12 protein-coding genes are annotated in these 15856 nt (G+C 35.1%); 11 read left to right on the top strand and 1 reads right to left on the bottom strand.

From position 1 onward, the window contains the following. Positions 1–274: 274 nt before the first annotated feature. Positions 275–1321, top strand: a complete 1047-nt coding sequence (locus tag BLT30_RS16190) for a GntR family transcriptional regulator (RefSeq protein WP_089874711.1) — start codon at positions 275–277, stop codon at positions 1319–1321. A 49-nt stretch (positions 1322–1370) separates the two neighbouring features. Here the strand turns inward: BLT30_RS16190 and apaG are convergent, their stop codons facing one another. Next, positions 1371–1754 carry a Co2+/Mg2+ efflux protein ApaG gene (gene apaG, locus BLT30_RS16185; protein ID WP_089874605.1) on the bottom strand — a complete coding sequence of 128 codons (384 nt, stop codon included), beginning with the start codon at positions 1752–1754 and terminating at the stop codon, positions 1371–1373. A gap of 161 nt (positions 1755–1915) precedes the next feature. Between apaG and purB the strand changes: the two genes are divergently transcribed. From purB to BLT30_RS16135, 10 genes are all read left to right on the top strand, one after another. Then, on the top strand, positions 1916–3343 hold the full coding sequence (purB, locus tag BLT30_RS16180) for an adenylosuccinate lyase (RefSeq protein ID WP_089874604.1): 1428 nt from the start codon (positions 1916–1918) through the stop codon (positions 3341–3343). A gap of 48 nt (positions 3344–3391) precedes the next feature. Continuing rightward, positions 3392–4510 carry a DUF4932 domain-containing protein gene (locus BLT30_RS16175; protein WP_175487217.1) on the top strand — a complete coding sequence of 373 codons (1119 nt, stop codon included), beginning with the start codon at positions 3392–3394 and terminating at the stop codon, positions 4508–4510. Between the two features lie 50 nt (positions 4511–4560). Continuing rightward, positions 4561–8253 (top strand): phosphoribosylformylglycinamidine synthase, encoded by a 3693-nt coding sequence (locus tag BLT30_RS16170; protein ID WP_089874602.1) that lies wholly within the window; start codon positions 4561–4563, stop codon positions 8251–8253. Between the two features lie 134 nt (positions 8254–8387). Beyond that, the gene (locus BLT30_RS16165; RefSeq protein ID WP_089874601.1) at positions 8388–9224 is read left to right on the top strand and encodes a GLPGLI family protein; all 837 of its coding nucleotides are present in this window, start codon (positions 8388–8390) and stop codon (positions 9222–9224) included. A 90-nt stretch (positions 9225–9314) separates the two neighbouring features. Beyond that, positions 9315–9887: an RNA polymerase sigma factor gene (locus BLT30_RS16160; RefSeq protein WP_089874600.1), complete on the top strand. Its 573-nt coding sequence runs from the start codon at positions 9315–9317 to the stop codon at positions 9885–9887. Further along, the gene (locus BLT30_RS16155; RefSeq protein WP_089874599.1) at positions 9871–10707 is read left to right on the top strand and encodes a HEAT repeat domain-containing protein; all 837 of its coding nucleotides are present in this window, start codon (positions 9871–9873) and stop codon (positions 10705–10707) included. Before BLT30_RS16160 ends, BLT30_RS16155 begins: the two co-directional genes overlap by 17 nt. A 130-nt stretch (positions 10708–10837) precedes the next feature. Next, positions 10838–11635 (top strand): DUF4097 family beta strand repeat-containing protein, encoded by a 798-nt coding sequence (locus BLT30_RS16150; RefSeq protein WP_139166694.1) that lies wholly within the window; start codon positions 10838–10840, stop codon positions 11633–11635. Further along, positions 11632–12354 carry a hypothetical protein gene (locus tag BLT30_RS16145; protein WP_089874597.1) on the top strand — a complete coding sequence of 241 codons (723 nt, stop codon included), beginning with the start codon at positions 11632–11634 and terminating at the stop codon, positions 12352–12354. Before BLT30_RS16150 ends, BLT30_RS16145 begins: the two co-directional genes overlap by 4 nt. Positions 12355–12358: 4 nt before the next feature. Continuing rightward, the gene (locus tag BLT30_RS16140; RefSeq protein ID WP_089874596.1) at positions 12359–12742 is read left to right on the top strand and encodes a barstar family protein; all 384 of its coding nucleotides are present in this window, start codon (positions 12359–12361) and stop codon (positions 12740–12742) included. An 82-nt stretch (positions 12743–12824) separates the two neighbouring features. Further along, a complete protein-coding gene (locus BLT30_RS16135) occupies positions 12825–15722 on the top strand; it encodes an AsmA-like C-terminal region-containing protein (RefSeq protein ID WP_089874595.1) in 2898 nt (965 codons plus the stop codon). Positions 15723–15856: the final 134 nt, after the last annotated feature.

The following is a 15856-nucleotide window of genomic DNA, read 5'->3' as shown; positions in this document are numbered from 1 at the left end:
TTTTAAAAAGAAGAAATTGAGATAAAATTGGATTTTATTTTTCTATGCAAATCATAATTTTTATCATTATCAAATCAGAAAACAGTGTTTTGTAAAATTTAAAAAATATGAAAATAAAATTTTCATTATATTGCAAATCAAACAATTATAATTAAACAAGCAATTAAATAAAATCATTAATCAGTTATTTCAAATTTTTGTAATTTGTGTTCAGTAATTGATTCTTTTTAAAATCGATCTTTATTAACTTGAAATGATATATTCCCGAATTATGATGGCAGAAACATTTGAAATCAATATTAATGAACACTCCAGAGTTCCAAAATATAAGCAAATTGTAGATTCTATCCTCAATGGGATTGATAATGGAGAAATCAAAATTGGTGAAAAAATCCCATCCATCAATGAACTCAGCGAGTCTTGTTTTCTCTCCAGAGACACGGTTGAAAAAGCTTACAAAGAGCTCAGGAAAAGACAGATCATAGAATCTGTCAAGGGAAAAGGTTATTATATTTCCAGAATTAATAAACATGATAGTATCAATATTTTTTTCCTGATCAATAAGCCGAGTACTTACAAAATGATGATTTACGATTATTTCGTACAATCTATCGGAACTAAGGGAAATGTTGAAATGTATATCTATCACTGCGACGAAACACTTTTCATCAATGCTCTCAAAAAAAATATTGGCGCTTTTGATTATTATGTGATAATGCCGCATTTTCGGGATGAGCAATCCAAACATACGAGTTCTACACAGCAGGTTATTGACATTATCGAAAAGATCCCGAAGAACAAACTCTTGATGTTGGACAACACGAAACCTAATATTTCGGGAGAATATGGGACGATTTTCCAGGATTTTGAAAATGACATCTATGAGGCTCTGGAAGAAGGATTGGATAAAATCAAGAAATACGAAAAACTCATCTTGGTTTATCCTTCAAAAGCAGCTCATCCCTACCCCTTGCGTATTGTGCATGGTTTTGAAAAATTCTGCAGGGATTTTAAATTAGATTACGAAATTCTTGACGAAATCTATCCCGATATGGAACTTCAGGACAAAGATATTTTCATTACAATCCTTGAGCGTGATCTGGTGAATCTGGTTAAGCAGATCAGACAGAAAAATTTGAAACTGGGGGAAGACATCGGAATCATTTCTTACAATGAGACACCTTTGAAAGAACTATTGGGAATTACTGTGATCACCACCGACTTCAAAGCAATGGGAGAATCTGCAGCTTATATGATTCTCAAAAATAAAAAAGAGTCTGTGAATAATGTCTTTAAATTTATTCAGAGAGATTCTTTGTAATTAGAAATACTTCTGCAATAATTAAATGAAAAAGATATAATATTAGTTATTAGTTACTTAAGACCTCCGAAACCAAATTGAATTTCGGAATTGCAACATCAAAAGTTTCGTGATTAGCATTTTCAAAAATATAAAAACCTTCCATATTTCCAACACCGGATTTTACAATCACATTAGAAAAATAACTAAATTTTTCACCACTTTCAATGACAGGAGTCAGTCCAATGACACCAGCACCTTCAACCTCGGTAAAACCAAATCCTAAATCATAGATCATCCATTTTCTAGAAAGTAATTTCACAGGATTATCACTCAGATTTTGGATTTCAATATTATAACGGAAAACATAGCGATTTTCTGAAGGATAGCTATTATGATTATCATATTCTGTCGTCACACTGACTTTGATTTCTGATGTAATTTTTGAGACCATTTTTATTAGATTTAGATTAAGAAATACAAATATCCCGCCGAACTTTTGATTCAAAAATAAGATTTTGGTTAAATCTTTGATCCAATTTTTATTTAGATTTTATTCAATCGGTTAATTTTCCTTAAATTTGTGAATCTAATAAAAAGAAAGTAAAAAAAGAAATGAATTCCTACAAGAACCCATTGGAAGAACGCTATTCCAGTGAAGAAATGCTGTTTAATTTCTCGCACAACAACAAGTTCCAGAACTGGAGAAAACTTTGGATCGCCCTTGCTGAGATCGAAAAAGACCTTGGTCTTGAAATCACAGACGAGCAAATTGCTGAACTAAAAGCGAATGCAGAAAATATCGATTACGGAAAAGCTGCCGAATATGAGAAAAAATTCCGTCACGATGTGATGGCTCACGTTCACGCTTACGGTGACGTTGCGCCTTCTGCAAAAGGAATTATCCACTTGGGAGCAACTTCGGCGTTTGTAGGAGACAATACAGATTTGATTCAGATCCGTGACGGGCTTTTAATTTTAAAGAAAAAGTTGGTCAATGTGATGAAAAATCTTTCGGATTTTGCTATTCAATATAAAGATTTACCGACTTTAGGATTTACGCACTTCCAACCGGCTCAGCTAACGACTGTTGGAAAAAGAGCGACTCTTTGGTTACAAAGTTTGGTTCTTGACATCGAAGAGCTTGATTTTTTCTTAGAAACATTAAGATTTAGGGGCGTAAAAGGAACTACGGGAACTGCAGCAAGTTTCCTTGAGCTTTTCAACGGAGATTATTCTAAGGTGAAGCATTTAGATAAAGAATTATCAAAAAGATTCGGTTTTGAGAAAGTTTTCGGCGTTTCCGGTCAGACTTATGACAGAAAAATTGATGCTAAAGTGGTTGCTTTATTAGGAAATATCGCCCAATCTGCACATAAATTCACAAACGATTTACGTCTTCTTCAGAATCTTAAAGAAATTGAAGAACCATTCGAGAAAAACCAGATCGGTTCATCGGCAATGGCTTACAAGCGTAACCCAATGAGAAGCGAAAGAATAGGAGCTCTAGCAAAATACGTAATGTCCTTAACGACAAGTTCTGCAATGGTCGCCTCAACTCAGTGGTTTGAAAGAACTTTAGATGATTCTGCAAACAAGAGATTGACGATTCCTCAGGCGTTTTTAGCGGTTGATGCGATCCTATTGATCTGGAACAACATCATGAATGGAATTGTGGTTTATCCGAACAGAATCAACAAGCATATTATGGAGGAACTTCCTTTCATGGCGACAGAATATATCATCATGGAAGAGGTAAAAGCCGGTGGCGATCGTCAGGAAATCCACGAAGTGATCAGAGTCCACTCGATGGAAGCTTCCAAAAAAGTCAAAGAAGAAGGTAAAGAAAATGACCTTATCGAAAGAATCTTAAATGACGATTCTTTAAAACTCGATAAATCAAAATTAAAAGAGGTTCTCGACCCTAAAAATTTCATCGGTTTTGCGCCAATTCAGACTGAAGAATTCATAGCCAATGAAGTTCAGCCGATTATTGATGCCAACAAAGATTTGATAGGATTGGAGGCTGACCTTAAAGTATAATCAATGTGCAGTCCTTTGGGCTGCATTTTCTATAGTATAATAAAAACTATGACAAAAACAATTATTACGGTTTTATTGATCTTAACCTGTATCATTTCAAAAGCTCAGGACAGGGTTAATTTTACAGAAAAATTCAAAAAAGAGAATCAGGGACAATATAAAATCGAAATCAATGAGGTTAAGGAATTAATCCATATTATGGCAGCCATTACCAGATCCGGGTTGGAGAACGATGATATGATACAGCAGCAGGGACAATATTATAAAAATGTTCTAACCCATTTCAAACCTTATGAAAATGAAAAGATCATCAAAACGTTTGATTCTTTGATGGTGGCATCAATTTACAATTACATTTTTCTTACGGGAAATGGTATTTCTTATGATTTCAAAGGAAACAAATTGGTTAAAAACGAAATTTTTGATTTTCCTGCAACCGGCGTTTCTGGCATTAAAATCACTGAAAACCCAATCACAACTTACAAAAAAGAAATTGAAGATTTTGCGGTAAAGTCCAAGTTCAGAGAATTTTATAAAAAACAAAAACCGTATTATTCACAGATTATATCCGATTACGATAAAAAGGCAAATCTTGGTAAACAATGGAAATGGCTGGAGAAAAATTTTAAAACCAAAATCAACAGCTACATCATTTTCTGTTCACCGCTCATTAATAGTTTGAATTATACAGGAGATTTTGACAACAACAATTTCAAACTGATCTATATGGTTTTACCACCGCTCGATAACTTTGAAAAGCTTTCGGAGCTTCAAAATGAGCTGTTCAATACAAGAGTGATGTTTACTGAGATTGACCACAATTATGTAAAAGCACCAAGTATCGCGAACAAAGAAGCTATTGATCAATATTTTAAAGACAGAACAATCTGGACAGACGAAAATACGGAAGGTATTTCTGCATATCCAGATCCGGTAAAAGTATTTGATGAATATATGACGTACGGGGTTTTTGTTTTGTTCTGTGAGGACAATTATGACCAGAAAAGTTTCCTTGAAACCAAGCAAAGCGTCATCAAGCTTATGAAAGACAGAGGTTTTCCGAAAATGCAGGAATTCACCGACAAACTGCTGAAAGTTCGTGCAAAAAACCGTGATAAGAAAATTGATGATTGGTATCCAGAATTTTTAAAACAATTCGCTGAATAAAAAATAAATCTAATAAAATCCTGAACTTCGGTTCCTGAATCTAATAAAAAATGAACAAAAGAATTTTCGTAGAAAAAAGAGGAATTTTCGATGTAGAAAGTCCAAAGATTTTTGATGAAGTAAAAGCGGTGGTCCCATCTGTGCAAAGCGTAAAAGTATACAACATTTACGATATTTTTGGGTTAAATGATGGTGAATTCGAAAAGGTTGTCAACAGCACTTTCGTAGACCCTGTTACTGATATTTTAATTGAAGAAAATCCGGCAAAGGGAACTTATTTCGCATTAGAATTTTTACCCGGACAATACGACCAGCGTGCAGATTCTGCACAACAATGTATCGCTTTATTAACTGAAAATGAGAAGTCTAAAGTAAGAAGCGGAAAATTAATAGAGTTCGAAGGAGTTTCTGAATCTGATTTAGCAAAAATCAAAGACCTTTTAATCAACAAGGTTGAATCTCAGGAAAAAGATTTGTCAAGTTTAAATATTCCTGCGGAAGAAACACCGTCAAAAGTGATAGTTCATGAAAATTTTAATTCATTTAATTCGGATGAATTAGAGCAATTTTATAATTCTCACGGTTTTGCATTAGGGTTGGATGATTTGAAATTCATTCAGGAATATTTTAAATCTGAACAAAGAAATCCTACAGAAACTGAACTTAAAGTTTTAGACACCTATTGGAGTGACCATTGCCGTCACACAACATTTGAAACAGAATTGTCAAATATTGAATTCGAAGGACAGTTTAAACATACATTGGAAACGATTTTCAATGATTATATCGAAAAAAGAAAATTCCTAGGGCGTGAATTGAAACCAATTTCTTTAATGGATTTGGCAACAGTTTGCGGAAGATATTTCCATAAAACAGGCAACTTGGAGAACTTGGTGGTCTCTGATGAAATCAATGCCTGTACCATCCAAATTGAAGCCGAATATGATGGTAAAAAGGAACCTTGGTATTTATTATTTAAAAACGAAACACACAATCACCCGACAGAAATCGAACCTTTTGGTGGTGCTTCCACCTGTTTAGGTGGTGCGATCAGAGATCCCTTGTCCGGACGTTCTTACGTTTTCCAGGCGATGAGATTGACGGGTGCTGCTGATGTTTTGGAGCCGGTTGATAAAACATTGCCGGGTAAATTACCTCAAAAAACAATCACAAAACAAGCCGCAAACGGATATTCTTCTTACGGTAACCAAATCGGTTTAGCGACTACAATGGTTTCTGAGATCTATGATGAAGGCTATAAAGCCAAAAGAATGGAAGTTGGTTTCGTTGCCGGAGCTGTTCCTGTGGATTGGGTAAGACGTGAAAAACCTGAAGCGGGTGATTCTATCATCATTTTAGGTGGTGCAACGGGTCGTGACGGTGTTGGTGGAGCAAGTGGAAGTTCAAAAGAACAGGACGAAACTTCAATTCACACGATGAGTTCAGAGGTTCAGAAAGGAAATGCGGTTGAAGAACGTAAAATCCAGAGATTATTCAGAAATCCTGAAGTGACGAGATTAATTAAAAAATCTAATGACTTCGGAGCTGGAGGTGTTTCTGTTGCAATTGGCGAAATCGCTGATTCTTTGGAAGTTAATTTAGATGTTCTGCCTTTAAAATACGAAGGTTTGAACGGAACCGAGCTTGCTATTTCTGAATCTCAGGAAAGAATGGCGGTTGTGGTTGAACCAAAAGATAAAGAACAGTTCATCAAATTCTGTGAAGCTGAAAATATTGTGGCTGTTGAAGTTGCAAAAGTGACAGATTCAGGAAGAATGCAGATGTTCTGGAAAGGCGATAAAATTGTTGATCTTTCAAGAGCATTTTTAGATACGAACGGTTGTTCAAAAAGTCAGGAAGTTAAAATTACTCATCTTAATAAATTGAAAGACAAGACTTTAGAATTCAATAAAGAGAATTTCCTAAAAATATTAAGTGATAAAAATGTTGCTTCTCAAAAAGGTTTGTTGGAAATGTTCGATTCTTCTATCGGTGCGACTACGGTTGCGATGCCTTTAGGTGGAAAATATCAGCAGACTTTGATGGAAGGAAGCGTTCAGACATTACCTATCATCGGGGCAAAAAATATTGAAACAGTTTCTTTGGCGAGTTGGGGATTTGATGCAGAAATTTCTAAACAGAATTCTTTGCTGGGGTCTTCTTATGCAGTAGTTGAAAGTGTTGCGAAAATCGTTGCGATGGGTGGCGATTATAAAAATATCAGGTTCAGTTTCCAGGAATATTTTGAGAAATTAGGTCAGAATCCTGAGAAATGGGGCAAGCCTTTAGCTTCTCTTTTAGGAGCTTACGATGCTCAGATTAATTTTGGTTTAGCGGCAATCGGAGGTAAAGATTCGATGAGTGGAACGTATCAGGATCTGAATGTTCCGCCAACGTTGATTTCTTTCGCTTGTGCTAATGGGGAAAAGAAAAACATCATCTCTCCGGAATTTAAACGGGCAGGAAATAAACTGTATTTCTTCAATCATATTCCACAGGAAAACGGGCTTCCAAACTATGAGAGTTTGAAGGTTATTTTTGAATTAATTTTCGAAAATATCAAAGGCGGAAAAATAGTTTCTGTAAAAACAGTGAAAGAAGGTGGGGTTGCTGTTGCTCTAGCGAAAATGAGCTTCGGAAACAGATTGGGTGCTGAAATTAATATTGCAGATGATAATGTTTTACTTACTAAGAATATTGGAAGTTTAATCATAGAATCAACTGAAGAACTAAGTTCTGTTAATCTTCAATTAATCGGTGAGGTTGAAAATTTAAATGTTTTGAAAATCAATAATTTGAGTTTTGAAATTGAAAAATTACTTAAGGTAAACACTGAAACTTTTGAGAATCTTTTCCCAACCGTTGAAAAAGAAAAATTAACGGTTGAAATTGATGAAAAATTCAACTCAATCAATCCAAGAAACATCATTATTAAAAAACACGGAATTGCAAAGCCAAGAGTTTTCGCTCCGGTCTTTCCAGGAACAAACTGCGAGTATGATACACTGAATGCATTCCAAAAAGAAGGCGCAATTGTAAGCAGTTTGCCTTTGATCAATATCAACCATCAGTTGCTTGATGAAAGCATTGACGCATGGGTTGAAGAAATTAAACAGTCGCAAATTTTAGCATTCTCCGGAGGGTTTTCTGCGGGTGACGAACCGGATGGTTCTGCTAAGTTTATCGTGAATGTTTTGAAGAATGAAAAGATGCGAAATGCTGTTCACGAATTGCTCGACAGAGATGGAATGGTCATCGGAATCTGCAACGGCTTCCAGGCTTTGGTGAAGTCAGGATTGTTGCCTTACGGAAGAATCAAAGATCTGGACGAAAATTCTCCGACCTTAGCTCACAACGCGATCAGAAGACATATTTCTCAGATGGTGAATGTAAGAGTTGTAAATGACGAATCGCCTTGGCTGAAAGGAATGAAGAATCAGGTTTTTACCATTCCGATTTCCCACGGTGAAGGCCGTTTTATGGCTTCGGAAGCAGAAATCCAGAAGTTGTATGAGAATGGACAGATTGCTACTCAATATTTAGATTTAGATGGAAACATCGCTCACGGAATGCCATTCAATCCAAATAATTCATTGTTTGGAATTGAAGGAGTTACGAGTCCGGACGGAAAAATATTTGGTAGAATGGGACATCCTGAACGTTTTGCAGAAGGTTTGTTTAAAAATATTCCAACTGCGAATTATCACAATATCTTTAAAAATGGAGTTGAGTATTTTAAATAAGCTTTAAGTTTAGTTAGTCAGATAACAATAAAAGGAAAATGACCGCTATTGATGGCGGTCATTTTTTTTAGACAAATTGCAACATTATTTATAATCCTGCATCTTAATAATAGTAAACCATCAAAAACTATTCTATGAAATTCAAACTATTATTAAGCCTATTTGCAATCATCAGTTCCATTGCAATATTTTCACAATCGTATAAAATCATCTACGACTTCAAATGGAAAACCGAACAACAATCAAAAGATTATAATTCTGAGTTAACTGTTCTTTTAAAAAATGATGAGAATTCTTATTTCGAATCTTTGGCAAAATTTAAATATGATTCCATAAAAACCAAGCTGGTGGATGAAGGAAGCAGAAGTTTTCCAAGTCCAAAGCTACAATGGAAATTACAGAATTTGATTCATAAGGATTTGAAATCTCAAACTACAATTACTGAAGAGAATTTTTTCGATAAAGTTTATTTGACAACTTATACTTGCAAACCAATTTGGAAGATTCAACAGGACAAAAGTAAGTTATTTAATTATAACGTTCAGAAAGCGGAAACGAATTTTGGAGGGAGAAAATGGATTGCGTGGTTCACGAATGAAATCCCAATTAGCGATGGACCTTATAAGTTTTTTGGACTACCAGGACTTATTCTTAAAATATCCGATTCGGAAGAAAATTTTATTTTCGAAATTAAAGGACTTACCAAAGAACAATATAATATCGAAGGACGTAATGCTTACGATTCCAAAGTCAACCTCACTCCTAAAAAATGGGAAGCATTTTGGAGCAAATATCAAAAAGACCCATCGATGATTTTTGCTAATCTCAATTCTCCAAATAATACTTTCACTTATGTCTATCACGGCTTAAGTGTAGACAGTAAAGAAGCCAAAGAGATCTACAACAAAACGGAAAAAGAAAAAATCGATATTTTTAAAATCCCAATTGAAACCAAACCGTGTGAACAATAATTAAAAAAATCAGAAAAAAATATAAAAAGCTGCAACATTTGGAATTGGTTTGCGTCTATTATATAGAACCATAAAAAAACGAATAACTTTTTGAAGACAACAACAGAAAATATCAGTGATAAAGAATTGTTGGAACGATGCAGTTTCGGAGACAATTCGGGGTATTCTCTACTCTATCATCGTTATTCTAAGGCTGTTTTCAATTCCATCTATCGTATCGTCAATGATAGAGAAGATTCGGAAGATATTCTTCAGGAGGTTTTCTTGAAAGCATTTTCTGAAATCAAATCTCTGAAAAATGTAGAAAGTTTTGGAGGTTGGATCAAGCGAATTGCTATCAATCAATCGCTTAATTATCTTCGGAAAAATAAAATCTATTTTACAGAAATTGAAGATGATAAAATATTGGACATAGAAGATGACGAGTTGGAAGCAAAGTTAGCTATGGAATCTCGAGTAAAAGAACTTCAAAATATTATTGCAGAATTTCCTTTGCAGACCAGAACGATTGTCAATCTTTTTCTGTTCGAGGAAATGCCACAGGAAGAAATAGCAAAAATTTTAAATATCCCGCACGGAACCGTAAGAAGTTATTACCATCGTGCTAAAAAGAAAATTTTTGAAAAATTAAACCCAAAACAACACAATGAAAGATTCGCTTAAAAAATATATCAATGACCACAGAGATGAATTTGACAATCTCGAAGTTCCTGACGAAATGTTTGACAAAATAATGTCCAAGCTGGATAGTTCTACTCCATCTGTTAGTAAAACACGTCCGCTATTTCCATTGAAAACTTGGGCAATCGCTGCTTCCGTTACGATTATTTTAAGTTTTGGAATCTTTAATTTGTGGTCAGAAAAAGAAATCGATAAAACTGTTATTGCAACGAAGCAAACTCCGAAAAAAGAAGATGAAAATCTCGTTGAAACATTAATTCCTAAAAAAGAATCAGAAACAGAGACTAAAATACGAAAAAATAACGCAAAAGTTCTTGCTAATAACAGTTCTGATTCTCCAAAACAATCAATTGGTAATCAAAATTTTGTTCCTAATTATAATACTGAAGACGAAGATCATTCTGATAAAGCCAACGCCATAGAATTGATGAATAATGAATTTTCTGCAAGTTCCAGATTGCAAGGGATAGCTTTGGTAAAGAGTTTTTCTGAGTATGATTCAAAAATAATTGATTTCCTCTCTGAAAAAGCCATCTCCGACGAAAACACGAATGTAAGATTGGCCGCAGTTTCAGCCTTAGAAATACAAAAGCAAAATCCTGCTATAACAAATAGAATTCAACAGATTTTCATTCAGCAGAATGACCCGATGGTACAGAAAGAACTCATCTCCTTTTTGGCTGAAAAACAAACCTCAGAACTTAGCGCTGAAGTTAACACGAAACTTTTGGCGCTCGCCCAAGACCCTACAACAGTAGCTTTTGTGAAAGATGAAGCCTACGCTGTTCTAATGAAATATTAAAAGCTTTTATATAAATAACTCATTAATTATTGACAAATTACATACAATGAAATCGCCATAATTAGGAACGCAAATATCTATAAAGATTCAGCGATAACATATGGCAAATAAAAACAATAAAAAATTACATATGAAAAACATATATTTGATTATGTTCGCTTTGATGACAGTTTCCTTCCAAGCGCAGGAAAATTCAACTCAAACAACTACAACAAAAGAAAATCCGAAGACATACAAAGTCATTAAAAACAAAGGAAAACTACTCATCAATCTTGGAAAAGTAACGGTAGAAGGCTACAAAGGAAATGAGATCATTTTCTCTTTGGAAGATAAAACCCCTAAGGAGGACAAACGTGCAGAAGGACTTCAGTCAATCAATGCTTTAGGACTTATAGACAACACGGGACTCGGAATCAATGTTTCTGAAAAAGATGGCATTTTGGAAGTTAATCCGTTGAAAAAAATCTCATCTCCATCCATAAAAATATTGGTTCCTGAAACTGTTATTGTTTCCTTTAAACATCAATCCCAATATGGAGAAAATGTTGTTTTCAGGAATATGCAAAATGAGATTGAAATTGCTGCAACTTACAACGATGTTCAATTAGAAAATATTACGGGACCTGCAACTGTAAAATCTATCTATGGAGATGTGGAAGCAATTTTCAGCCAGAATGTGAAAGGTCCTTTATCCATTATTTCGGTTTATGGACACACGGATGTTAGTCTTCCAAAATCAGTAAAAGCAAACCTGAAAGCAACAACTTCGTATGGCGAGATCTACATTTCTCCGGATTTTAAAATTGATATTGAAAAGAAAGACGACATGATCCGTTTTGGTGATGAACTCATCGGAAAAGTAAACGGCGGCGGAACGAATATAGAAGTTCGTTCAGATCATAGTAAAATTTATCTGAGAGCAAAATGAAAAGTCTGATAATTTTTGTAATGACTTTCGTTTTCGGAGTGATTACAGCACAAAAACCAATCAATAAAAACTTTCCCACAACCAAAAATCAGAACATATCTTTGAAATTCGATTATCCTCAATTGATCAAGATCAGCACTTGGGACAAAGACGAAGTTCAGATCTCGGGAATTGTCAACATCAATGACAATGAAAACAATGAAGCGTTTCAAATCAAAGAATCAAAAGAAGGCAATTCTCTTGTTATCGAAGGAAATGTTTCCGGAATAGACAATCTTCCGCATAGAATCACGGTTCATAAGGGAAATGAGAAACTAACTTTCAAAACCAAAGAAGATTATCAGCAATATTGTAAAGCAAACAATGCGACATTCAACACGATGTCCAACGGAGTGGATATCAATATTGAATTGGAAATAAAAGTTCCGAAATCTCTTAAAACTCAAATTGAAGCCAAATATGGATTGGTAGAAGTTAAAAATTTTGGTGGAGAAATCAGTGTGAATGCAACTTATGGAGGAATTGATGCTACGATTTTGGAGAAAAATACAGGAAAACTTTCTGCTGAAACCTATTACGGACAAATTTATTCCAATTTAGAAACCAAATTTGCCGGAAAAGATTCGGATGATTTTCATACCTTAGTGACTACAACGTTTGGAAACGGGCCACAATATAGTCTTGAATCCAAATACGGAAATATCTATCTAAGGAAATAATTAAATGAAAAACGAAATCAATAATAAAAAAATGACTGTCATCAATGGCGGTCATTTTTCAGATTTAAAAGGTTTTTACAACGAAGTTTCTGAACTTTTTATGAAAGATGAAGATTGGAAAGTCGGGACTTTGGATGGTTTTGATGACATTCTTTACGGTGTTGATTCCGATATTATCTGGAAAGATTCTCATAAATCGAGAGAAGATTTGGGTTTTGATTTGACTAAGGAATTTTATGATAATAAAATCAGGCAAGGAAAACCATTTAATGTCAAATTAATCCAACAAAAACTGGATGATTTGATTGATGGAAAAGGACAAACCTTATTTGAGATCTTGATTGAAATTATAGGATCGCACAAGAATATCATTCTCATTTTAAAATAATTAACAGCCATATAAAATGCTTTCGAATTTGAAAGCATTTTTTTTAGCACAGTCTTTGAATTAATCATAAAAATGTAAGTTTATGATTGCGGGAAATATAACAACAGTGGTGCTGAAAATATTAAAATGGTTAGGAATTACGATGGCTTCTATCCTATTTCTAATGTTCATTATTCCGATTCTTTTTCCGGGAACGATTTCTCAGCAGGTAAAGATATTCGCTAATAAACATCTTGCAGGAGAATTGGATTACAAGAAAACACACCTTACATTTTTTCGTCATTTCCCATCATTAACGGTTTCTGTGGACGATTTTCTACTCAAAGGTTCCAAACCGTTTGAACAGGATACACTTTTAGCCGCTAAAGAAGTTGCGGTTGGAATCAATCTTAAGAATTTGATTTTTGACCAGGAAATCAAAATCGATGAGATCTATGTGAACGACGCCACTGCCAATGTTTTCGTCAATTCCAAAGGTCAGGCGAATTATAATGTTTACGTTTCCAAACCTTCCGAGAAACCAAAAGATACAACAGAAGCTGGTGCATCAATCAAATTAGATTTAATTAAGTTAAAGAACTGGAATATCAAATACAATGACCACACAGCAAACGTTTTGGTTAATGCAAAAGGACTTAATTACACAGGAAAAGGCGGCTTGAGTGAAGATATTTTCGATTTGGAAACCGATTTGGATATCGATAAAGTCGATTTTGCCTTGAACAGAATCTGGTACGCACAACAGAAAACGCTTCACGCCGATTTGATCACGAGAATCAACACCAATGCCTTGACTTTTGTTTTGAGAAAGAATGAGTTGAGAATCAATGAACTTCCTTTGAAATTCACAGGATTTGTGAGTATTCTGAAGGATGGATATAATCTGAATATCAATGCGGCCTCGGAAAAAACGACGATTAAAGATATGTTGTCCGTTCTTCCTCCTCAGTATTTATCTTGGGTGAAGGATACCAAAATTGAAGGCAACAGTGATTTATTCTTTAGTTTAAAAGGGAGATTCAGCGAGCCGAAAAACCAGAAACCCGATTTGAAAGCCAGTCTGAAAGTTGGTAACGGTTTTGTTTCTAACAGCAATGCGCCGGTTCCGATGAACAATCTGAATATGGATCTGAATATCGATTTACCTTCATTGGATACCAACAAACTCCTACTCGATTTGAGAAATCTGAGTTTTGACCTAGGAAAAAACAATAAGTTCCGAGCGGTTGTGAGAACGCAGGGAATGGACGAGATGAAAATCAATGCCAACATCAAAGGCGGAATTGATTTGACCACTTTAGATTCAGCGCTTGGATTGAAAGATATTGAGCTGAAAGGTCTTATGAATACGGATATTCAATCGAACGGAATTTTCAGCCTTGATAAAAAATTATTCCCGAAAACAAAAGGTTATCTGAATCTGAAAAACGGCTGGCTGAAAACCAAATATTATCCAAATGCCATTCAGAACATCAATATTTTAGCGAATATTTATAATACAGATGGAACTTTCAAAAGTCTGGGTGTAAAACTCGATCCGTTCAAATTTGATTTTGAAGGCAATCCCGTCTTTGTGAATGCAGACCTTCAAAACTTCGAGGATTTGCTGTACAAGGTCAGAGCAAAAGGCGTTTTGAACATTGGCCGAATCTATCAGGTTTTCAAGAAAGAAGGATTTGATGTCAGCGGTTTGATAATGGCGGATTTATCTTTGAATGGCCGTCAAAGTTACGCAACCACCGGACAATACAGCAGGCTTGATAACCGAGGAAACTTGATCTTAAAAAATATCAAAGCCACAACCGAATATCTTCCGAAATCATTCTTCATAAAAGAAGGAAACTTCGAATTTGAAAATGAAAAAATGTGGTTTAGAAAATTCTTTGCAACTTATGGTAAATCAGATTTTGCTCTGAATGGATATTTGCTGAACACCATCAACTATTTCATCGAAAGAAAAGGAACATTGCACGGAAGATTTCATTTGAAATCCAATTATATTTTGATTGATGAATTTATGGCGCTGAAAGAAGGCGACAACAAAGACAAATCACTGGCCGTGGAATATGCGAAAGAAGAAAATCCGAAAAGCAGCGGTGTCGTGATTGTTCCTAAAAACCTGGATGTTTCATTGGAAGCGAATGCGAAAAAAGTAGAATTTAAAGGGCTTGGACTGAATAACCTTGTTGGATTGGCTTCTGTCAACAAAGGCGAAGTTTACCTTAAAAATACAACTTTCGATATTATCGGTAGTCGAATGGGAATAGATGCGAGATATCAGAACGAATCGCCAATTACAGCCAATTACGATGTTGCTTTGAAGGTTGATAACTTCGATGTCCAGAGAGCTTACAAAGAAATTGATATGGTGCGTGAAATGGCGACAGCTGCCAAAGATGTGAAAGGAATTGTTTCCCTGGATTACAAATTGAAAGGTGATTTCGATGCGAATATGAAACCGATTTATCCATCTCTGGAAGGGGGCGGAAATGTCAATCTCAGAGACGTGGAAGTCAAAAACCTGAAAATGCTTTCAGCTGTTGGAAATGACATTGGTGCGAATGCCTTTAATAATCCAGATATGAAAGGCGTTGACATCAAAACGAACATCAAAAACAATTTGATTCACGTTGCCCCGTTTACTTTCAAAGTATCAGTTTTAAGACCATCGATTAGCGGAACGTCCAGTTTCAACGGTTTACTCGATTTCCGAATCCGAGTTGGTCTGCCACCTGGTGGATGGATTGGTTTCCCTGTTGTAGTTACTGGTACGCACGAAAAACCAAAAATCAAGATCTTCAGCAAAACCGGACAGGGCATTCTCGAAGCTTTGTATAATACCAAATCCAACAAAGTCATCCGAGAAGAAAAACGGGATGAGAAAAAATCCAGAGCGCAACAAAGAAAAGACAAACGTGCGCAGAAAAAGAAAGCAGAGAATGCAGAGAAGCAGGTAATTAAGGATGTGAAAGAGAAATAAAGTGAAAGCTCCATTGTCTGGAGCTTTTTTTATTGCTGGTGCGAATGCCTCGCTCGTATCTTTTGTGTAGATACAAGCAAGATGCTTGCGCTTGCGTTAATTATTTCTATTTAAATAATCACCAGATATCGCGG

Source organism: Epilithonimonas hungarica, assembly GCF_900102265.1.
Classification (GTDB): domain Bacteria; phylum Bacteroidota; class Bacteroidia; order Flavobacteriales; family Weeksellaceae; genus Epilithonimonas; species Epilithonimonas hungarica.
The sequence above is the reverse complement of the archived record's forward strand: the minus strand, read 5'-3'. Positions and strand labels throughout refer to the sequence as shown.